We start from the raw sequence: 22197 nt of genomic DNA on the forward strand, positions 1-22197 counted from the left end.
GCAAAATAAACTCATAAGTTGTCCTAAAAAAATCCCGGTTCATTCGTGTACTGGGATTTTTTTATGGGGAATCGCGTTCAGCTAATTCGCTACGCGTATTCCCAACTTCGCTGGCGTCATACCGACTATAGGTTCACATTGTCCAATGACCACGTGGCGCGAACCATCGCAGACAAAGACATGATGCTGCCCATTTGGTGTGCGTTGTGGGTCTCGGAAGATATAAATTTCGCCATCGCCAGTTCCCTTCTTATCGTCAAAAATTCGATTCAACAATGGCAAAGGTAACTTACTCAAACTTTTGGCACTCATCTTCTTATTCAAAGTTTCAGTTTTTCCATAATTAACTTCGCGAGTCACATGATTTCGAAAAGCATGAATCATCAAATAGGTTGGCGCAAGCTCATTATTCTTTAAAAGAGTCCGGTTTTCACCTAAAAGAAAAGCCGCAGCACAAGCTGAAGCACAGTAGCCACGCGCTTCGGTATTCAAATGATGTCGATTAATGAGACCTTCGAGCTGATCGACGATCATTCCCGCCGCAGCTCCCGCGCCTGGGGAGTCTTCAAACTGCAAAGTATTAAACTTTCCTTTGTGCTCACGCAAGGCATTTTCTATCAATGCAATGCTGACCAAGTCGAGCTCGCCGCGCAAGACCAGCCTAGTGTCATCGTTGACAAAGCGGAATGACTTGACCGCCAAAACAAGAACGACCAAAAAAATAAGAAGAAGCTCGGCTTTAATGACTAGCCAAGGAATAGGCGTTTTCTGCAATTGAAATTCTCTACATCAAAAAAATAGGTAAAAGACTGGTGCTGCTTCTTTCGAGCTCCAACAAAGCGCTGAAGCTTTTAGCAAGATTCTGGCTAATTAGACTGGCCAAACGCCGAAGTTACTATTATGCGTTTGAATCGTTGAATACTTAAGCCTTCGACGAAAGTTCATGTCTTTTTTTAAACAGCAACGCCTGAAAAATCCTAAAAATGTGTTGAAAAAATACGCAATCACAAAAAAAACGACTATTTTTCAAAAAAAAATTTAATCGCACCAATTCTGTTCACAGCCAAAAAAATCTTTCCAATTCATCTCAAATCAGACTTTTTTTGCACCGAGACGGTGAATGCTAAATCTTTTTTTACTGAACTCGCGCACCAAGAAAATGCACGATTTGCATTATGTTTTTTACGAATAATGGACATATGAAATCGCAATTTTGAACGAACTCACGGGACACGTATATTTGAGCCCAGAGACAAAGGAAAACAGAGTTAGCAATTCCCAGATAAAGGAAATGCCGCATCGCAGCTCTGCCTCAGTCAAGTTTTTTTAATTCACTTTGCAATTTAAATGGAGGTCTTATGTACGCCAACTCTCGCCTTATCGCCACTATCGTGGGCTCACTGTTATCCCTGTCATGCTTATCCGCTAGCGCAGACGAAACCAGTAACGTTCTCAAAATGAATGCCTGCGAGATGCCTGAATACGACACACAAATGCTGCGCAAAGAAGAAAAAGGTCAAGTGAAGTTACGTTTTTCTACTGATGCAACAGGTAAAGTAACAGAAGCAAAAGTAGAAGAATCTAGCGGTTTCGCAAACCTCGATAAAGCATCATTAAGTGCATTAAAGAACTGCCAGTTCGACGCAAAAAAATCGGCGAACATCGTGAGCAAGCCATCGCATTTGATCGCATTTACTTGGGCAATTAAGTAAGCCTGTCCACTCATCGATTGAGTGACTTGTCTTAAACTAAACACCGTTGATTTCACCAAAACTGTACCATTGAATTTAGACAAAAAAATGGTGCACTACTTCTTCAAGTAGCGCACCATTTGTCTTTTTTATGTTTAGCAGATCATTTTGTCTATGCATCGCTAGTTAGCTAGTACATTGATCCTGAAGAATATCACTCAGTTTGCATATAAGCTCGCAAATAAGCTCACAAATAATAGGGCAACTTGTTTCAGTTGCCCTATTTTGAGTTCACTTAGTTTTTCATCTGACTTGCACCGCTCTTTTGCAAATACTTCTGTTGGTATTTTTCAGTAAGACGGGACTGTTTCGTCGAGCTGTCTACGGCTCTGCCTTGAATGTAGATTTGCTCTACTTTAGTCGATGTTTCCAATGGATCACCATTCGATACAAAGAAGTTCGCCAACTTACCGGCTTCAAGTGAACCCAAACGATCTGCCACACCCAAGATTTGCGCCGGATAGAGTGTAATCGCTCTTAAAGCTTCGTTCGGATCTAAGCCAAACGTTGCAGCGACTGCGGCTTCGTAAGGCAGGTTACGTTCGTTCGGTACATCATCGTCAGTGCCAGAACGTGCGATACAAAATGGCACACCAGCTTGTGCCAACTTTGCTGCCACGGTGAAATAGGCATCGTAATCGGCACCGCGGCGCATAGGTAACTTATGAATACCTGTGACGATGACCGGTACCTGACGCTGTTTCAAAACATCGGCCAGCAAGGGCGCATCAACACCGCCAACAATCACTAATTTCAACTGATAGCGTTCAGCAAAATTCAAAGCAAAACGAATTTGATTGACATCTTGTGCGTGAAAAAATACGGGACGCTTGCCTGCCAAGGCGGGCAACATCGCCTCCCAACGCACATCAATCTGGGTACCATCGTTCTGTGCACGTGCATCGCGATAGGCCAATGCCGCATCGAAGGCATCTTCCAGCATTTTCAAGCGCTGCGTGCTTGCCTTACGGATTTCATCCAGACGGGTATCTAAAGGGGCTGGAAACAATTCGGGATTAAAACGTAACACAGGCAGCGTAATATGCAAACCTACTTCTGCTTGCACCGCCATCTCTTCCCAAGTCCAGCCATCTAACTGTATCAAAGCGGAAGTGCCATTGATTAAACCAGCAGGTGAATTCGGCACGCTCAAAGTCGCCAAAACGCCATTGGCACGCGCTGTCGTGATTAACTCGCTATCAGGATTCACCGCCACCAAAGCTCGCGCGTTAGGATTAATCGCACCAGCTTCTGCATAGTCCAAGGTGGCACGAACTGACTGCACTTCGGCTAAACCCATCACCGTATTTGCTGCAATCATGCCCGGATAAATGTGTTTACCACTGACATCGATCACTTGGGCATTAGTTGGCACATTGATCTGGCTACCAAGCGCAACGATACGACCTTTGTCCACTAACATACTGCCATTGACAATGTTTTGGCCACTGACCGTGTGTAAAGTCGCGCCTTTAAATACTAAAGGTATTTTTTGTGCTGCAGCAGGCACATTATCCGAAGCGATTGCGAGATCAGCGAGGCCCAGCATACTCGCGCTTGACAGAATCGTGACAACGAATAGCTTAGCGATGCTTGTAGTTAAATTTGTTTTTTTATTCATCATAGAATTCGAATTCATTGTGAAAGTTGAGGAGCGTTGTTGTGATAATGGTGACATTATTCTTCTCCCGTGCATTCGTGTTCTTCTGCACCACTCCAATAGCCAGTGCGATGCTTGCTGACCATGTGCATCCAATGCTGCAATTCTAAATAGGCACGATTCGCTTCTAACATTTCAGCCGCAGATTTTGGGGTACTGACTTTATCCGCCGCTGCGTCTTTTACCGAATCTTTTGACCTGGCATTGCTCGGCGCCACGGATGCTCGACTTGCGATCACACTGCTCGCAATACGCTGACGTTCTTCTTGTGCTTCTCTACGTAAACGCGCATCGCTAGCTAAATCAAAATAGCGTTGCCCCTCAATCCAAGTTTGTTCTGCGCGACTAAATGTCGATAAGGGACTGGTATTCCAAATCACAAAGTCGGCATCTTTACCGACTTCCAAAGAACCGGTTCTTTGATCGATATGCAATTGTTTAGCTGGATTAAGAGTGACGAATTTAAGTGCCTCAGTTTCAGACAAACCACCATATTTAACGGCTTTAGCCGCTTCGGTATTCAAGTGCCGCGCCAATTCATCGCTATCCGAATTAAAGCTGGTAACGACGCCTGCCTGATGCATCAAAGCACCGTTAAATGGCACAGAATCAATCACTTCCATCTTGTAACCCCACCAGTCAGAGAAAGTAGAACCGCCCGCACCTAAGGCAGCGATTTCGTCAGCTACTTTGTAACCTTCCATCACATGTTGGAATGTGCCGACCATCAAATTAAACTCTTTGGCAAAGCGGGCAAACATCAAAATTTCATCTTGACGGTAAGAGTGAATATGGATCATACGTTTGCGATCCAGCAGTTCAACCAAGGTATCAAGTTGCAGATCACGACGTGGTTCTAACATTGAGCCTGGGGCTTTGCGCCATGCATCGCGTTCTTCTTTGTAGGCACGAGCAGCGAGGAAAGCACTCCGCAAGATTTGCTCCACGCCCATACGTGTTTGTGGATAACGGCCCGTCGCTTCATTACCCCAATTGGATTGTTTGACATTCTCACCCAAAGCAAATTTGATCCCAGGGAAAGCACCGTCTAATTTTAATCCTTCGGCATCAGAACCCCAACGCATTTTAATCACTTGATTTTGGCCGCCTATGGTATTGGCAGAACCATGCAATATATTCGCGGTTGTCACACCACCGGCTAGCTGACGATAAATATTGATACTGCTGGCATCAATAATGTCACCAACACGTACTTCGGCGGTAATCGAACTCGTGCCTTCGTTAATACCTTGCATCATCGCGGTGTGCGAATGAGCGTCAATGATGCCAGGGCTAATATGCTTGCCCGTCGCATCGATGACTTCTGCATTTGCTGGGGCTCTTAAATTGTTACCGATCGCGCTGATTTTGCCATCTACCACCAACATATCAGATTGTTCTAATTTACCCGCCTTGGCACTAGTCCAGATTGTCGCGTTTTTAATCAAGATTGCAGAAGGTCGGGCACTGATAGAGGAAGCATAAGGACCGGCAGGATATACATTTTTCCAGCTGGCTGGCATTTTCTCAGGCTTAACAGGCGTGCTATCGGCCAGTGCCGCTTTAGTGCGATGAGCAGTCCACAACACTGCCTTAGTTTGTCCTTGTTGTATAGTTCCACTCAGGCTATCCCCACGACCATCCGCAATAATCGCAGTATCGCCATAGCGCGCCAATAACTGATTATCACGTAGGCTCAGTTCTACGTTAACGCCGTCTACTGTCAACATCGGTTTCAGTGCTGTGCCTGTGATATTCCAGATCTGTGTTTTACCACCGGTGTTCACATCCCAGCTACCGCGCAATTCGAAGCGATTATAGTTTTCGGTAACAAACGGCTTGCCATCGACGAAGGTGATTTCTATATTCGCTTTATCGTCGTTGAACATGTCACCACTGGCAATCACGATATTCGCCATATGACCTGGCGTTAATGTGCCCAAACGTTTTTGTTCACCTAATAACTTAGCGGGGGTCGTGGTCAAACCGGCCAATGCCTGCTCAACGGGTAAGCCGCGACGTATCGCTTGACGCAAGCGCGTCCAGAAATCTTTTTTGGGGTCTTTCAGACCCGCTGCTGTAATCGCAAACTCTACACCTGCCTTATCTAGCATCGCCAAGTTAGAAGGCGCTTGTTCCCAATGTTGCATCGCTTCCAAGGAAGTATCTAATGCCATATCCGGATTCTCAACTTCTGGCGCATTTGGATACAGTAACGGCACGATCACCGGCATGCCACCGGTTTTCAAATGATTAGTTCGGCGATATTCAAAACCATTGCCTTGCAAAATCACACGCAATTTGAATTCGTCCCTGAGCCTTGCCACGCGTTGATAGGCTTGCTCATTGTCGGTAGCGTAAATCACTGGCTGGCGCCCTGCTAAAACAGGTTTCAATGCTTCCAAGGATTCATTGAGTTGTGGGCGTTCTTGTTTTAACTTTGAGTCTGTCGCTCGTTGATACCATTGCGCATCGTAAAAAGTCTGACGCACCTGAGCGATCACGCCCATCAAAGAACTTGGATAGCTACTGCCGCGCCCCATTTCCAATTCATTCGCCATATGCTGCGCAACACGGGAATTCAAAACCAGTGATTTAGCGGTATCCGCACCATTCAAATTCAACAAGGCACTTTGACCACGGAAGATGCCTGAGGACGGCGCTGCTAATACTGTAGTAAAGCCGAGTTCGCGCACTGCCTTAGCGTCATCCGCACGCAATTCCAATTGATTCGCCACATCTTGTTCAGGACGAACGCGGGCATTGTCGCTCGCCAGCGCACGACCATTCACCACACGCGGAACCGCCACACGTGGAGGTGCGCCCGGCGCAGTGGGTGCCGCTGCTGGGGCTGCCAGCAAGCCTGCAGGAACACCTAGACTGCTCGCCATGTCAATAAAGCCTGGATAGATAGTGCGCCCTTCTAATTTCCAAACCTTGGCGCCGGCTGGTACTGAAACATTCGCCCCAGCGGACACAATCACACCATCACGTATCACCACTGTGCCGTTTTCAACCACCCTGCCGGGCGCCATTACCAAACGTGCCCCTGTCAATGCGTGCCAACGCGGATTACTTTCGCGCAGTCCCTCAACACGAGAGGTTGATACTTGAGCTTGGGCACATGCAGAAGCGAGACTTATTGAACTGACGATTAACATTGCAAAGGGCTTGAGACGCCGACGAACTTGCATAGAAACTCCTCGAAGTGGGGCTTAAATTGAAAATCCTATCGCCCTCGCGGCAATAGGATTCGAATTGGTTTGAAATCTGGACTTAACTTAACTGACTATTTTTTACGCACATCAATGCGCGTTATCTCTGATAAATTTGAAATCGCCTCAGAATTTGAGCGCGCCTACATTTCGACAAAAAAAACTAAAATAAATTCCCTGTGCCGCAAATAAGGCGCAAAAGTAATCGAGCCAAATTGTAAGCTGGCGGGCTTGCTATCGATGCCTTTTGGGAAGTCGCGAGATAAAAAACAACAGGCTGCTATTAAGACTCACTCGTTAGATTAAGGAGGTAACACTTCTCAGAACGAAAAAAGTAAATGCTAATTGCCGTACTGGATAGACAGGCTCTACGCACCACACACCTCATTAACATAACAAAACAATCACACTTACAAAAACTCAGAGAAAAGCTTTGCATAATTCATTTTTAAGTTGTACGATGACGTATCACTTAAGCGACATCACATGATTTTTTCTAATTCCGATCAATTTCCTGCCTTTACTATTGGAGACACTATGCATCCGCAAGACCTCAAGCAAATCCTGTCGTCTGGACTTTTATCCTTCCCTATCACCGACTTCGATGAAAACGGTGACTTCCGTGCTGATACTTATGCTGAACGTCTGGAATGGCTCGCACCGTATGGCGCGAGTGCTTTGTTTGCGGCAGGTGGCACTGGTGAATTCTTTTCGTTGACGCCTGGTGAATACACCGACGTTATCCGCACAGCGGTGGACACATGCCGTGGCAAAGTACCGATTTTAGCGGGTGTGGGTGGTCCCACACGAACTGCGATTGCCTTGGCGCAGGATGCCCAGCGTTTGGGTGCTCATGGTTTGTTGTTACTGCCACATTATTTGACTGAAGCTAGCCAAGATGGTCTGGTTGCGCACGTGGCTGAAGTTTGTAAGTCGGTTAGCATCGGCGTGGTCGTTTATAACCGCGCTAACTGCCGTTTGACACCAGAATCCCTGGAAAGATTAGCGGCGATGTGCCCAAATCTGATCGGTTTTAAAGATGGTATCGGCGACATCGAATTGATGGTGTCAATCTGGCGTCGACTGGGTGACCGCTTTAGTTATCTGGGCGGTTTGCCGACAGCAGAAATTTTTGCTGGCGCGTACAAAGCAATTGGTACGCCAGTGTATTCTTCTGCGGTATTTAATTTCGTGCCAAAATTAGCGATGGATTTTTACCACGCAACGGCGGCCGATGACTTCGCGACGACCAATCGTCTGATCGATGAATTCTTCTTACCATACTTAGAAATTCGCAATCGCAAAGCAGGCTACTCAGTGAGTATCGTGAAAGCCGGTGCTCGTTTGGTCGGCCATAGCGGTGGCCCAGTACGCGCACCATTGACGGATTTAACGGCAGAAGAAGATGAGATGTTGTTGAAATTAATTAGAGCGCAAGGTGCTCAATAAGCGCTTGAGGCCAGTGCTCTGACTTTAATGCACATAGCAAGAATGCAGTAAAAACACAGAAAACGGGCTCGCCCGTTTTCGCCACATTTTAAATAAGCGCATAGTTTTATCAGGAGTAATCAATGCAAATCACAGGAAGCATGATCATCGGTCAGCAAACAGTTTTTGGAAGTGCTGGTTCGGTCAAAGCGATTAATCCCGCCACCAATAGCGAATTCGAGCCTGCATTTGGCCTAGCTACCAATGCAGATGTTGAACGAGCATGTCAGTTAGCTAGCGCCGCCTTTGATACGTTCAGAGAAACTAGTCCGGAGCAACGTGCGACTTTTTTAGAAAAAATTGCCGACAATATTTTGGAGTTAGGAACTAGCCTGATTGAACGCGCGAATTTAGAAACAGGGCTGCCAGTAGCGCGCTTGGAAGGCGAACGTAGTCGCACGATGAACCAATTGCGCTTGTTTGCAAAAGTCGTGCGCGATGGCCGCTATTTGTCTGCGACTTTAGATTCAGCTTTGCCAGAACGTGCGCCTCCACGTCCAGATTTACGTTTGCGCAAAATTGGTTTGGGCCCAGTTGCCGTCTTTGGGGCAAGTAATTTCCCTTTAGCGTTTTCTGTTGCAGGTGGTGATACGGCGTCAGCCCTGGCAGCAGGTTGCCCTGTCGTTGTCAAAGCGCACAGTGCTCACCTAGGCACTTCAGAATTGGTAGCTACCGCGATTCAAAAAGCGGTGCGTGATGCTGGTTTGCCAGAGGGCGTGTTTTCTATGGTGATCGGTGAGGGTCGTCAAATTGGTCAAAGCTTGGTATCACATGCTGCGATTAAAGCAGTCGGCTTTACAGGTTCACGTCAAGGCGGCATGGCGCTGGTTCGCACTGCCGCACAACGTCCAGAGCCTATTCCTGTTTATGCAGAAATGAGCAGTATTAATCCGGTATTCTTGCTGCCTAATATCTTGTCAGAAAAAGCCACGGGTATTGCTCAAGCTTTCGTCGACTCTCTGACCATGGGTGCAGGTCAGTTTTGTACCAACCCAGGTATGGTCATCGCAATAGACAGCCCTGCCCTACAAAGTTTTATCCAAGCAGCATCAGCGGCCGTTGAAGGCAAACCTGCTGCGACTATGCTGACACCAGGCATACATCAGGCATATAGCAGCGGCGTCAGTCGTTTGCACGAGATTGATGGTGTTAAAACTCTAGCGCAAGGTCAGGAAAGTACTGGCAGTGCTTGCGCTGCACGCGCCAATCTCGTGCAATGCAGTGCGCAACAATTTTTATCAAACACCGCTTTGCATGATGAAGTATTTGGTCCATCTTCTTTGGTCATAGTGTGTGCTGATCAAGCGGAAGTGCTGGCTATTGCTGAACATCTGGAAGGTCAGTTGACTGCTACTGTACATGCAAATGCAGCAGACTATGCGGCAGCAGCTAAGTTATTGACGACATTAGAGCGCAAAGCCGGACGTATTTTGTTTAACGGTTTCCCAACTGGTGTGGAAGTTGCGCATGCAATGGTACATGGTGGCCCTTTCCCATCGACTTCGGATAGCCGTTCTACTTCGGTCGGCGCTTCGGCAATTGATCGTTTCTTACGTCCAATTTGTTATCAGGAAGTGCCTGCGGAGCTGTTACCTATCAGCCTGCAAACAAACAATCCTTTGGGCATCCCGCGTGTGATTGATGGTGAACTTAAACTACCAGCGTAAGTGAAAAATAGCGCTGGCGAGATCGCGTCAGCGCTATCTTTTTGCATCCCATTAGCCGAAGCAAGCACACAAAAAATAAAACCGGAGACAAGAAATGTCATCATCAAAAGCGGAAGCGCCACCGCAAACCAATGCGCAAGGAATCGGCAAATACCGATGGACAATTTGTGCCCTGTTATTCTTTGCCACCACGATCAACTATCTGGACAGACAGGTACTGAGTCTACTAGCACCTGATCTGAGTAAAGAGTTCGGCTGGACCAATAGCGATTACGCCAACATCACTGCTGCATTCCAATTCGTGTATGCGATTTCTATGTTGTTTGCGGGTCGCTTCATCGACAAAATCGGCACCAAAAAAGCTTTCGTCATTGCGATTACTGTCTGGTCTATCGGTGCCATCATGCATGCGTTTGCCATCGCATTTGGCACCGCCATCAACACAGTATTTACGACAATAGGCTTGGCGGCGGTACCAGTCTCTATCGCTGGCTTTATGATTTCTCGCGCCGTGCTGGCTTTGGGCGAAGCTGGTAACTTTCCCGCTGCAATCAAAGCGACCGCAGAATATTTTCCAAAAAAAGAGCGCTCCTTCGCCACTGGTATTTTTAACTCTGGCGCTAACATTGGCGCGGTGCTAGCGCCGATCACAGTGCCTATGATCGCAGATGCATGGGGCTGGCAAGCGACCTTCATCATCATCGGTGCGATCGGCTTTATTTGGTTAGGCGCGTGGATGGTGTTCTATGACAAACCTGAACTGCAAAAACGCTTGTCCGCCGGCGAACTAGCCTACATCAATCAAGATCAGATACGTGATGGCGTGATCGATAGTGGAAATGATGAGGGCAAAAAATTCTCCTGGTTCCAGTTGCTCGCATATCGCCAGACTTGGGCATTTGCCTTTGGTAAATTTATGACGGATGGTGTGTGGTGGTTCTTCCTGTTTTGGTTACCGAAATATCTGGCGGCGCAATACGGCATGAAGACGACCGATTTTGTTTTCCCATTGGCAGTCTTATATAGCATGACCATGGTAGGCAGTATTGGTGGCGGCTGGTTACCAAGCTACTTTATCAATCGCGGCGACGCACCCTATGATGGTCGTATGAAAGCAATGTTGATGATTGCGGTTGTGCCTTTGGTAGTTTTGTTGGCACAGCCTTTCGGTTACCTGAGCTTCTGGGTACCGGTTATCTTGATCGGTATTGGAGCCTCTGCGCATCAAGCTTGGTCTGCCAATATTTTCACGACAGTGTCAGATATGTTTCCGAAAAAAGCCGTCGCGTCTGTCGTTGGTATAGGTGGCATGGCAGGTGGCCTCGGTGGCGTTTTAATCACTAAACTTGGCGGCTGGTTATTTGACTATTACGGTAGTCAAGGTCAATTGCAAACGGGTTACACTATCATGTTTGCCATCTGCGCCCTCGCCTATTTGGTAGCATGGAGCGTGATGAAAACCTTGGTACCGAAGTATAAAGTCATCAGTGATTTATAAATCGCAATCAGGGCATCCTTGCCACAAAATTTACAGCACGAAATAAGACATGCTAAAACCTGTAGATACTGTCGATGTAAGGCGTGTCGGCAATTCATCCGTCCATATCCGTTGTGGCGTTGGCGAGAGTCCAGTCTGGCTGGCCAGCCACAACGCTTGGTTTTGGGTAGACATCATAGGCAAGACGATTTGGCGTAGCGATGCCAACGGCACTCGTGTACAAAGCTGGCATACAGCAGAGATGATAGGCTGTCTGACACCTAAACAGAGTGCTGGTCAGAGACTTGAATTTATCGCGGGTATGGAAAGCGGCATATTTAATCTGGTGCTTGAAGAGCATGGTACGGTGACCGCCACGCATCTGGCAGCCCCTGCAGAACTAAAACCGGGCATGCGATTTAACGATGGCCGTTGTGACCGTCAGGGTCGCTTTTGGAGTGGCACTATGCTAATCGACATGAGCGAGCCACGCGCTGCAGGTCATCTATACCGCTATTCTACAGAACAAGGTATCTCGACTCCCGTTGTGTCAAATTTATGGGTACAAAATGGCCTGGCATGGTCGCCCGATGGGTGCACCATGTATTTGTCCGACTCTCATCCAAATAGCCAACTAATATGGGCATTTGACTACGATACGGACAGCGGTACGCCACACAATCAACGCGTGTTTGTCGATATGAGAAACTATGATGGCCGGCCTGACGGTGCTGCAATTGATGTTGATGGATGCTATTGGATTTGTGGCAACGATGCAGGGCGAATTTTACGTTTCACACCAGAAGGCAAACTCGACCGGCAAATCGCCGTACCAATGACAAAACCAACGATGTGCTGCTTTGGTGGCACCAACATGGATACTTTAATGGTGGCATCAATCGCTGCCGGTCAGTCCCAGAACGATGTCTGGGCCGGTGCAACAATACTACTGCGTCCCGGTGTGCAAGGCCTTGCTGAGACTGCATTTGTGGCTTAATTTGTATAATCTGAAAGCGCCAGCAAGCACTAATTTTATTCCAGTTTTTTTAAATAGGATATTCCATGATCATGATGGATAAGGCGCTCTCTTGCCTGTTAGTCTCTTTACTGTTACCAGTATTCAGTGTGTCCGCGCAAACTCATAACAAGACCGCTAGTACTGTTCAGCCAAACAATCAAACCACAGTTTGGGACCCAGATCTCGGGAACGGTCGCTATCGCAATCCCATCATCCATGCCGATTATTCTGATCCTGACGTCATCCGTGTTGGCGATCATTACTACATGACGGCGTCTAGCTTTAACAGCGCGCCTGGTCTGCCCTTGTTGCAATCCACCGATATGGTCCATTGGTCGCTTGTGGGACATGCCCTTCCCAACTTGATGCCTGCAGATATGTTCAGCAGCCCGCAGCACGGCAAAGGTGTTTGGGCACCGAGCTTACGCTTTCATGACGGGAAATTTTGGATTTTTTATCCTGATCCAGATGTGGGCATCTATGTCATGACCGCAAAGAATTTTGCAGGTCCATGGACAGCGCCTCACTTACTCATCGAAGGAAAAGGCCTGATCGATCCCACTCCCTTGTGGGACGACGACGGCAAAGCTTGGTTACTGCATGCTTGGGCAAAAAGCCGTGCAGGTTTCAATAATCAATTGAGTTTAAAAAGTATGACTAGCGATGCTAGCCAAATAATAGAGGACAAAGGTGTCGTCATTGATGGCAATAAATTACCGGGCTACACGACTTTAGAGGGACCAAAATTTTATAAACGCAATGGCTGGTATTACATTTTCGCGCCAGCTGGCGGCGTGGAGCATGGCTGGCAAACGGCATTCCGTGCAAAAAACATACTCGGTCCTTATGAAGATAAAATCGTTTTAGCACAAGGCAATAGCAACACCAACGGACCACATCAAGGTGCATGGGTAATAGCGCAAGACGGCAGCGATTGGTTCTACCATTTTCAAGATAAACGCGCTTATGGCCGCATCGTGCATTTGCAACCCATGGCTTGGGAAAACGACTGGCCTGTCATGGGTGTGAAGAATAGCAAAACAGGAATAGGTGAACCCGTCGCTGAATGGCAAAAACCTTTAAGCAATACGGTTGCCGAGAAAGCGTTCAAAGCGACTCCAGCCGAGTCAGATAATTTTTCACTATCAGAACTTGGCTTGCAATGGCAATGGAATGCTAACTGGAAAGCTGATTGGTATTCACTCTCAGCGCACAAAAATCATTTACGGCTGTATCCGCAAACCCAAATTGAAACCAATACCTTGACAGATTATCCCGCGATAATTTTGCAAAAAATACCAGCACCAGAATTTAGTGTGACGGTCAAAGTAAGTTTAAATACGAACACAGACGGCGATCGTGCGGGTTTGGTATTGTATGGCTCGAACTATGCATGGATAGGCATTCAGCGACATCAAGGCAAGTATGAATTGCGCTACGCTACTTGCGCGGGTGCGGGAAAGTGTCAGGAAAAAATCTTGGAACAAAAGCTTATAAGCACGCCAGAATTACATCTGAAGCTAGGCATGAGCTCCGGCGGTGTCACACAGTTCTATTACAGCGAAAATAATAAGAGCTTCTTACCTTTTGGCTCGCCCTTTGTAGCAGCACAAGGACGCTGGGTAGGCGCTAAAATCGGTCTTTTCAGCGCCACACCTGCTATCGCAATTACTAAAAATCATTATGCTGATTTTTCAAATTTCACTATCAAAGCACTAGATTAAGTTTCCATGCTAGTTAGGCTGCGCTGCTGCCACATCAGCAAGGTCTGACTTTTTCTCTGTCACAAGACTCGCTTTATCTTCTTTATCAGCTAAGCGATCCGAAACATGAAAAGGCGCAAACCAGCAAGCCAGAAAAGATGGAATTGTCGCAACCATCACCAGTACGAAATAACTGATATAGCCCATTTGTTGTTGTAGGTGTCCGCTAACCACGCCGGTGACTAAACCGCACAAACCCATGAGTCCTGTGCCATAGGCATAATGTGTTGTCGTGTATTTACCTGGTGCGAGTTCTTGCATCAAATAAATCATAAAACCGACAGAGCCAAAACCAAAAAAGAACTTCTCGACAATCACGCCAGCACCTATCCAATAAAGATTTTCCGGCAAATAAATACTCATCAGCAGGAAGGTGACATTGGGGATATTGACAGCACAACACAACCAGAACAAAGTCGATTTCAAGCCACGTTTAGCGACCAACCAACCGCCTAGCAATGAGCCTAGCAATACCGCCGCCAGACCATAGGTTCCATAGATAATACCGAGCAATTCATTGCTTAAACCCAAGCCACCTTTACTCGCTGGATCGACCATAAAGAAGGGGCCAATTTTCTCCAAAAATCCTATACTCAAGCGGAACAGGAATGCAAACGCAATCATGCGCCAGACATCGCGCTTTTCGAAGAAACTGCGGAAGGAGTCAATAATGATTCTTCCAGTAGCGGCAAAGCTGGTCGGCGTATTGCTGGCTCGTTCGCCATCAGGCATCACGCGTGCATGCCATACTGCCATCAATAAAGTGAGCCCCGCCACGAGGAAGAAGATGACGCGCCAAGATTCCATCCACTCTTCGCCAAAACTACCGCTACTATGATGAAAAACGCCAGTGTGTAATCGCCCGCTCAGATACACCAAGCCACCAGCTGCGACGATAGGACCAATGTTCCAACTCAGACTTTGTACGCCGCAGTACAGAGATTGGCTACGTTGGTCGAGCGAGGTCACGTAGACCCCATCGCAAGCAATGTCTTGTGTCGCGCCGACAAAGGACAAGACCCAAAACAAGGGAATCAAAATTACCATGTAGTTAGGCAGAGACATAACCAAGGCAACGCCGGCAAATCCCAGACCGATTAAAACTTGCGCGCACAATACAAAGAATTTTTTGGTGCGGTACATTTCCACAAAGGGGGCAAACAAAGGTTTAATCGTGTACGCCAAAATAAACATACTCGAATACTGCGCTGCACTGCCATTATCCATGCCCAGATTTTTAAACATGATGGCACTGACATTGGTCAGCATCATGAAGCCCAGTGCCATGGTGAAATAACCGGTAGGCACCCATAGCAAAGGTGATCGCGTGCTAAGTTGGTTCTGCATAATCAAAGTCCTCTTCTTTTTGTGTTTGTTGTATAGCCTGAACACATAGAGCGTCCGGCAAAGAGTGGGGGGCTACAAGTGTCTCTTCTTGCAAGTTTTTTTTAGGACTTACTTCTTTTAAAAAGTTTCAAACTCTATAGTCGGCATGAAACGCATTTCACTAAACACTATGAAAACGTTTTCATGATACATTTTGCTTGAAAATGAAGTCAACAGAAATTTTGAGTGGAACTCGTCAACTTGGCTACATGACCTGGCTCTGCAAGATTGTATTTTTGCGCATAAGCTCAATATGCAAATAGGCTATTGCAGAGACCACAAAATAAACTTCGCACGTGGCAATCAGGTCCAGCAAGTCGACTTGATTTCATTTCCGACCTGGAGATAGTTCCACCATTTAGCTTGATGTTGCATACTTCAAATGCAAGTACGTTGAAAAGCATTTCAAACGGGTTTCTACAGGTTTTTTAACTCATTCGCTAATTATTTGGAATACTGAGAAATATAGAAATCGCATCACACGGCGCGCCCTACTGATGATCAATTGATCATCAACAAAATGACCCGTCGTTTATGTCAATTTAAACCACACAAACCCCTAAACCATAGTAAAACGACTAGCCTTAAGTATTAATTAGACAAGTAAAATCCCACAAGCAAGAAGCTTTGAGCGAGAATCACAACAATCCGTCCAACCACCATTTGAACGATATGAATACGCTCGACAAATCAGGCAGCAATATCGGCAACTTCAACGACAATGATGCACCCACCACCTTAATCGAGGTGGCTCGTACAGCCGGCGTCTCACCCAGCACTGTGTCACGCATTTTGAACGGAACCGCCAAGGTCTCGGATGAGAAGCGTCAAGCCGTCATGGATGCCATTGCGAAGACTAATTTTGCCCCAAATCAAATGGCGCAAGGTCTGAAAAAAGGCAAATCCATGACCATAGGAATCGTGGTGCAAGATATCTCCAGCCCCTTTTTCGATGAAACTTTACATGGTGTTGACGATGCATTAAAAGGTACTGGCTATGCATCGGTTATCGTCAGTGGCCACTGGGATGCCGCCGAAGAGATAGAAAGGATACGCTTACTACTGGCCAGAAAAGTCGATGGCATTATCCTTTTGTCCGGCCGTATCACGGATGAATCGGTACTACAATTTGCCCAGCATCGGCCTATAGTCTCAACGGGTCGTGACATTCATACCGATAAAGCACTGGGATTTAAACTTGACAACGAATATGGCTCCTGGCTTGCTGTTCGTCATTTGATCGAATTGGGGCATCGTCGTATCGCATTCATTACAGGACCAACGAATAATTGCGATGCTGCCGAACGTTTGACTGGCTACCAACGCGCACTGCAAGAAGCGAATATTCCCTTTGACGACAAGCTAGTGGTCGAAGGTGACTTTCATGAAAGTAGCGGCATGCGGGCTATCAACCACTTATTTGAAACTCAACAACAGTTCACTGCGGTTTGCGCTGCCAACGATCTGAGTGCCTACGGCGCGCGTCTGAGTTTGTATCGAAAAGGGATACGCGTTCCAGAAGATATTTCTCTGGTAGGTTTCGATGACCTGCCGGGATCTTCCTACACTACCCCACCACTAACGACAGTCAAGCAACCACTGTATGAAATCGGTCGGATAGCGACCAAAGCCTTACTCAATATCATTCATGGTGAAGTCGTTGAAACCAGCATCCCACCGCTAGAACTGGTAGTGCGCGAAACGACCCGCAGGTTGCGCTGAGTTTTAAAATGGTCATCAACCTAGAGAGAAAATTTATCCAAAAGTAATTTGGCATTTTTAAAATCTAAACCATTGATGTACGCCTCCAGCTGCGAGATGCTTACCGCCGGAATTTTCTGACTTAAGTTTTCTTTTACCAGTGGAAATACATCACAAGCAGCAATATCATTGCTCTGCAACTGTACTCTGAGTTTATGTATCAGCTCCTGACCTTCAAGCTTCGGCAGCACAGTTCCCTGCTCGGTTAGATCGACATTCTTTTTTCGTTCTAGCCAATGACGCGCCGCATTGATTGTTTTTTGTAATGCGTCCTCTGCTGTCAGCAACAAATGATCAATATTCTTTTTGTCACCGTCACGAATTTCCAACTCAGTCTTTAAACTTAATTCCGCAAAATTTCTCGCGCCTAAGGTGCCAACTGATCCCCTCATCGTGTGCAGTATTCTTGCAGCGTCATCAAACCTCGCTTCGTCAAATGCTGCTCTGACTTGACGTATTTGTTCACTCGCGTTTTCGACCACCGCACCAACAGAAGTCAGTATCTTCTGCATGTTCCTAGGATCTGATTTACCTAACATTTCTAAAGAGCGAGGATCAAAAATACCGGACTCATCTTTAGCTTGATCGGTGTTGCTTTGATCAGCATCACCTTGATCAAGATTCAAAGTGCCTTTGGCGGACGAGCCCGACTCCGTTTTATTATCCAAGAGACCCACTGGCAATACTTTGGAAATGGCTAAAAACATTTGCTCGACGTCAATAGGCTTTGCGATAAAATCATTCATCCCAGATTGCAAGCAACGTTCTCGTTCAGAATACATCACGCCAGCCGTCATTGCGATGACGGGGATATGTAAATGCAGTTCATTACGTATCATGCGCGTGGCACTGATACCGTCCATGATAGGCATTTGTACATCCATCAAGACTGCATGATACTTCTCTGCGTGAATTCGCAAATGTTCAACGGCAAGATAGCCATTTTCCAACACATCGACGGTCGCGCCCCCTTGCTCCAGAAAGCCTCTTGCGACGATTTGATTAAAAGGATTGTCCTCCACCAAAAGCAAGCTCGCGCCTTGGATTTGATTGCTTCGTGTAATTGCCGCTTTACTGTAACGTGGCATCACCTCAACGCCAGAACACAACATGATCGCTTCATGTACGGTATCAAATATGCTAGATCCAGTAATCGGTTTCATCAAGATTGCATCCGCATAATCTGCGGCTTGCTCTTGCAACAGTCTGTCACGACTAAATGCGCTAACCATAATGACTAATGGTGTCTTTCCCTTGGGAAGTAGCTCACGCAACCTCTTGATAGTAACTAAACCATCCATCATCGGCATTTGCCAATCAACAATGATGGCGTCAAAATGCTTTCCTTCCGAGAGCTTGGCACGCGCGATGTCCAGAGCCTGCTGTCCATTAGTAGCTGATTCGGTATCCCAATTCCATGAATGCACCGTCTTGCAGATGTAATTATTACTAGTCGAATTATCGTCGACGACCAAGAGACTTAATCGTTTTTTATTCGTCGAACTGACCAGCGTTGCCGTATCGTTGATGGCAATCATGGGGACAGAAATCTGAAATTCACTGCCCGTCCCCAAACGACTTTTTACTTCAATCGTGCCCCCCATAAGAGTGGCTATACTGTTTGAAATTGACAGTCCTAATCCTGTTCCACCAAATTTTCTCGTCGTCGAGGCATCTGCTTGTGAAAACGGCTGAAATAGTTTCTGCAGCTGCTGTTTGTCCATCCCTATCCCAGTGTCACTGACAGTGATTTTCAACAAAACTCGATTAGTCTCTAGGTCGGCACTATCTTTAACGGCATCGACAAAAACGGCGACCTCACCTTTTTCAGTAAACTTGAGTGCATTGCTCGTCAAATTGGTGAGTATTTGCTGCAATCGCAACTGATCACCAATCAAACGTTTTGGCACATCAGTCCCCATACCGATCGCCACTTCAACATCCTTCTCACCGACTGATATCGCCATCATACTGGCTAATGCGCCAAGTACTTCGTCAAGAACAAATTCGGTATTCGATAGTTCTAGACGATTCGCCTCGATCTTAGAAAAGTCTAAAATATCATTCAGAATTCCCATCAAGGACTGCCCAGAAACTTTGATCATCTCCAGATATTTACGCTGTTCGGAACTCAAGTCTGTTGATGCGAGCAGTTGGGACATGCCAAGTACAGCATTCATTGGCGTCCGAATTTCGTGACTCATATTCGCCACAAAATCGCTCTTCGCCCGACTAGTCTGCTCTGCGTCATCTTTGGCTCTAATCAACAGACGCTGTAGTTCTTTCTCGTCGGAGATATCATTCGCGATACCGAGGAATCCGACTATTTTTCTATCTAAATCAAAGACTGCTGTCACCACGAGACGCACTGGTATTTTCTTCCCAGACTTATGAACATAAGTCCATTCGCGCTTTTCAGTGGTACCCAAAGTCGCTTTCAGAACAAACACGTCAAAGCCCGTCACCGGCCGACCGAATTCGACACTTAATTCCTCACTACGTTTTATCGCTTCTTCAGGAACATGTATTAAAGCGGGAGTGACTTTATGCTCCATCTCAGCAGCGGCATAACCCAACAATTTTTCAGCGCCAGCACTAAAAAGCGTGATGGTTCCTTGCAAGTCGGTCGCAATAATGGAAAATTCCGTCGCAGAATCAATGATGGCTTGCAAGCGTTCTTGCGCAATGTGTTCCGCCCTTTGTGCTTTTTTGATGTCGCTGATATCGCTCACAAAAACATACACACCTTCAATTTTCCCATCACGGTAACTCGGTACATAAGAAGCTAGTCCCTCACGAGTAAGACCATTCGGATTCACAAGAGTCCGCTCAAATACTTGCGGTTCGCCACGCAATGCGGCTTGCATGTGCGGAAGATTTTTTTCGTACACTGTATCACCGACTATTTCACGCATATGCACGCCCAGCATGTCCTCGGGTTTCCAACCAAAATAGTCTAGGTAGGTGCTATTCGCAAACCGGTTTTTTAAATCTAAGTCCCAAAAACCTATCATCGCTGGCACATTATTCACAATCATTTGCAACTCAAGATGCTTGCGCTGCAAGGCCGCCTCGGTTTCAAGTCGTTGCTTGTCTCGGCGTCGAAATAAATTCATGCTCCCCATCAAAACCAATACGGGAATAAATGTCACCAAAATTGGCAAGTAACTCAAGAAGGACAACACATTGCTTGAATCAAATGCCTTTTGAAAGTAACCTAAATGCAACATCACAGCAATTACCAATGATTGTATGAAAACCAATCCGGAAACGACCAATGATTCTGTATAGATAGCGGCAAACACTAACGGAATAACCAAATAAATGAAGGGAAAAGGTAGATAACGTAATGCAAAAAAACTAAGCAACAACACGCAAATGGCATAAAAGAAAAACGTTCTCTTTGTCTTTAAATTTAAGCGTTCTGAGTTAGTTAAAACCGTCCTGCGTTTTAATAACAGCAAAAATGGCAACAAGGAAAGTGTGCCGATCGAAGAACTCACGAACCATGTAGGGAGAACTACAGAAAATGGGGCGAAATTCAACAACATCAAGATGTAGGCACCGATTAACGCGCCGATTCCGCTCGGCAAGAGGCAAACTGCAAGTACAAATCTCAGCACCGTATCCGGAGACTGATCGAAATCGAGTTGGATCTTCAGTCGAATTGCGAGCCAAGGGGCGACTAGCATTTCAATGACATTAGGAATCGCAAAGGCCATCGACAGCTCCCACGAATTGCCCATATATCGATTCGCGAAAAGATTGGCACCGACCAAGATAAAGGTGAGCAACCATTTTTGCTGACCCTGAAACTGCAACAAAAAAGCGATACCTAAGGCATTGGCATACCAAAATTGCGCGACATTACCCGCTTCTTTTGAAAAATGAATGGAGATTGAAGCAAGGAAAAAATATGCTAAGCCTATCGTTAAAGCTTGAGTGATGAAAAATCGATTACCCATCGTGAAATTTGCCATCCGATATTTTCCCAATAAATTATCGCTTCAATCTATTTCCTATGACACTTTACTCTTATTTTGTGCCGAAAAAATTTCATAACGATTCCGTCCAAGCCTCTTTGCCCGGTAGAGTGCCTGATCCGCTTGATCGATCAATACTTGCGGTGACGAATCAATAGCCGGAATACCATGAGCAAGCCCTGCACTAATTGTAATGTGCTGGCAAGTCTCTGAGGTGCTGTGGGGTATCTCTAAAGCACGGATTTCATGACAAATCATCTGACCGTATTGCTTCAAGGTTTGTTCATCGATTTGTGGCAAGACTACGACAAACTCCTCACCACCATAGCGGGCAACAAATTCACCAGGGCGTTTGGTAGCAGCTTCAATCGCATGAGCCACGGCTCTCAATGCGACATCTCCAGCGAGATGTCCATAGGTGTCATTATATTTTTTAAAATAGTCGATATCAATAAGCACTATCGCCATTGGCAATTGGTGACGCTGTAATCGACTATATTCTGCGTTGATGGCTTTATCAAAATATCGACGGTTATAGAGCCCCGTCAATCCATCACGTTGAGCCTGCGACTCCAATGCGGCTGAATCATGTTTTAGGCGCAAATGGGTTCGCACACGAGCTTGCACAACAGGAGGGTTAAGCGGTTTAGTAATAAAATCTACCGCTCCCGCATTTAAACAAGCGACTTCGGTTTCCATCCCTGTATTCGCAGTAACGAAAATAATTGTACTATTACTAGTCCTGTCATCATTCTTCAAACGGCGGCATACTTCAAAGCCATCCATAGGTCGCATACCGACATCAAGTAGAATCAAATCAGGATTATGCTCTCTAGCAATTTGTAGGCCATGATCACCATCGACCGCAAATAAGATTCGCCCAAAATCTTTCAATATTTGACTTAAGATGCGAATTAAATTCACATCATCATCAATAATTAAAAGAGTGCTCTTTTTGGGCGAATAAGCAGGCATAAACTAATTATCTGTATTAATTGCGAGTCAAAAAACTTCTTTATTTCCAAAAC

At 46.2% G+C, this 22197-nt stretch carries 13 protein-coding genes; 7 read left to right on the forward strand and 6 right to left on the reverse strand.

Annotation, left to right across the window (positions count from 1 at the left end):
• Window positions 1-81: 81 nt before the first annotated feature.
• Window positions 82-774, reverse strand: a complete 693-nt coding sequence (locus ACO0KZ_RS01050; RefSeq protein WP_422991852.1) for a hypothetical protein — start codon at window positions 772-774, stop codon at window positions 82-84.
• 584 nt (window positions 775-1358) lie between these two features.
• Between ACO0KZ_RS01050 and ACO0KZ_RS01055 the strand changes: the two genes are divergently transcribed.
• On the forward strand, window positions 1359-1712 hold the full coding sequence (locus ACO0KZ_RS01055; protein ID WP_422991854.1) for an energy transducer TonB: 354 nt from the start codon (window positions 1359-1361) through the stop codon (window positions 1710-1712).
• A gap of 274 nt (window positions 1713-1986) precedes the next feature.
• Here ACO0KZ_RS01055 and ACO0KZ_RS01060 read toward each other — a convergent pair whose 3' ends face one another.
• Complete coding sequence (locus ACO0KZ_RS01060; RefSeq protein WP_422991856.1) at window positions 1987-3375, reverse strand: amidohydrolase family protein; 1389 nt, start codon at window positions 3373-3375, stop codon at window positions 1987-1989.
• A 53-nt stretch (window positions 3376-3428) separates the two neighbouring features.
• A complete protein-coding gene (locus ACO0KZ_RS01065; protein ID WP_422991858.1) occupies window positions 3429-6605 on the reverse strand; it encodes an amidohydrolase family protein in 3177 nt (1058 codons plus the stop codon).
• Between the two features lie 558 nt (window positions 6606-7163).
• On the opposite strand from ACO0KZ_RS01065, the gene kdgD reads away from it, so the two are divergent.
• From kdgD to ACO0KZ_RS01090, 5 genes are all read left to right on the forward strand, one after another.
• Entirely contained in the window at window positions 7164-8075 is a 912-nt protein-coding gene (kdgD, locus tag ACO0KZ_RS01070) for a 5-dehydro-4-deoxyglucarate dehydratase (RefSeq protein WP_422991860.1), read from the forward strand.
• 122 nt (window positions 8076-8197) lie between these two features.
• The gene (locus tag ACO0KZ_RS01075; protein ID WP_422991862.1) at window positions 8198-9781 is read left to right on the forward strand and encodes an aldehyde dehydrogenase (NADP(+)); all 1584 of its coding nucleotides are present in this window, start codon (window positions 8198-8200) and stop codon (window positions 9779-9781) included.
• Window positions 9782-9875: 94 nt separating this feature from the next.
• Window positions 9876-11279 carry an MFS transporter gene (locus ACO0KZ_RS01080; RefSeq protein ID WP_422991864.1) on the forward strand — a complete coding sequence of 468 codons (1404 nt, stop codon included), beginning with the start codon at window positions 9876-9878 and terminating at the stop codon, window positions 11277-11279.
• Window positions 11280-11328: 49 nt separating this feature from the next.
• The gene (locus ACO0KZ_RS01085; protein WP_422991866.1) at window positions 11329-12255 is read left to right on the forward strand and encodes an SMP-30/gluconolactonase/LRE family protein; all 927 of its coding nucleotides are present in this window, start codon (window positions 11329-11331) and stop codon (window positions 12253-12255) included.
• Window positions 12256-12320: 65 nt separating this feature from the next.
• Window positions 12321-14000 carry a glycoside hydrolase 43 family protein gene (locus ACO0KZ_RS01090; RefSeq protein WP_422991868.1) on the forward strand — a complete coding sequence of 560 codons (1680 nt, stop codon included), beginning with the start codon at window positions 12321-12323 and terminating at the stop codon, window positions 13998-14000.
• Between the two features lie 9 nt (window positions 14001-14009).
• Here the strand turns inward: ACO0KZ_RS01090 and ACO0KZ_RS01095 are convergent, their stop codons facing one another.
• Window positions 14010-15386: an MFS transporter gene (locus ACO0KZ_RS01095; RefSeq protein WP_422991870.1), complete on the reverse strand. Its 1377-nt coding sequence runs from the start codon at window positions 15384-15386 to the stop codon at window positions 14010-14012.
• Window positions 15387-16052: 666 nt separating this feature from the next.
• Between ACO0KZ_RS01095 and ACO0KZ_RS01100 the strand changes: the two genes are divergently transcribed.
• Entirely contained in the window at window positions 16053-17147 is a 1095-nt protein-coding gene (locus ACO0KZ_RS01100) for a LacI family DNA-binding transcriptional regulator (protein WP_422991872.1), read from the forward strand.
• 20 nt (window positions 17148-17167) lie between these two features.
• On the opposite strand, the gene ACO0KZ_RS01105 is transcribed toward ACO0KZ_RS01100, so the two are convergent.
• Both ACO0KZ_RS01105 and ACO0KZ_RS01110 read right to left on the reverse strand, forming a co-directional pair.
• Window positions 17168-21166, reverse strand: coding sequence for a response regulator (locus tag ACO0KZ_RS01105; protein ID WP_422991874.1), 3999 nt, complete (start codon window positions 21164-21166; stop codon window positions 17168-17170).
• Between the two features lie 39 nt (window positions 21167-21205).
• Entirely contained in the window at window positions 21206-22144 is a 939-nt protein-coding gene (locus tag ACO0KZ_RS01110; RefSeq protein WP_422991876.1) for a GGDEF domain-containing response regulator, read from the reverse strand.
• Between the last annotated feature and the right edge of the window lie 53 nt (window positions 22145-22197).

Origin of the sequence: Undibacterium sp. Di24W, from assembly GCF_049340325.1 — a bacterium.
In the GTDB taxonomy this organism is placed as follows: Bacteria; Pseudomonadota; Gammaproteobacteria; order Burkholderiales; family Burkholderiaceae_D; genus Undibacterium.

Excerpts from the sequence above, each read along its gene's own strand:
- ACO0KZ_RS01110 (WP_422991876.1), bottom strand. The coding sequence starts at position 22,144 with ATGCCTGCTTATTCGCCCAAAAAGAGCACTCTTTTAATTATTGATGAT.
- ACO0KZ_RS01065 (WP_422991858.1), bottom strand. The coding sequence starts at position 6,605 with ATGCAAGTTCGTCGGCGTCTCAAGCCCTTTGCAATGTTAATCGTCAGT.
- ACO0KZ_RS01090 (WP_422991868.1), top strand. The coding sequence starts at position 12,321 with ATGATCATGATGGATAAGGCGCTCTCTTGCCTGTTAGTCTCTTTACTG.
- ACO0KZ_RS01075 (WP_422991862.1), top strand. The coding sequence starts at position 8,198 with ATGCAAATCACAGGAAGCATGATCATCGGTCAGCAAACAGTTTTTGGA.
- ACO0KZ_RS01095 (WP_422991870.1), bottom strand. The coding sequence starts at position 15,386 with ATGCAGAACCAACTTAGCACGCGATCACCTTTGCTATGGGTGCCTACC.
- ACO0KZ_RS01085 (WP_422991866.1), top strand. The coding sequence starts at position 11,329 with ATGCTAAAACCTGTAGATACTGTCGATGTAAGGCGTGTCGGCAATTCA.
- ACO0KZ_RS01080 (WP_422991864.1), top strand. The coding sequence starts at position 9,876 with ATGTCATCATCAAAAGCGGAAGCGCCACCGCAAACCAATGCGCAAGGA.
- ACO0KZ_RS01105 (WP_422991874.1), bottom strand. The coding sequence starts at position 21,166 with ATGGCAAATTTCACGATGGGTAATCGATTTTTCATCACTCAAGCTTTA.
- ACO0KZ_RS01055 (WP_422991854.1), top strand. The coding sequence starts at position 1,359 with ATGTACGCCAACTCTCGCCTTATCGCCACTATCGTGGGCTCACTGTTA.
- kdgD (WP_422991860.1), top strand. The coding sequence starts at position 7,164 with ATGCATCCGCAAGACCTCAAGCAAATCCTGTCGTCTGGACTTTTATCC.
- ACO0KZ_RS01060 (WP_422991856.1), bottom strand. The coding sequence starts at position 3,375 with ATGATGAATAAAAAAACAAATTTAACTACAAGCATCGCTAAGCTATTC.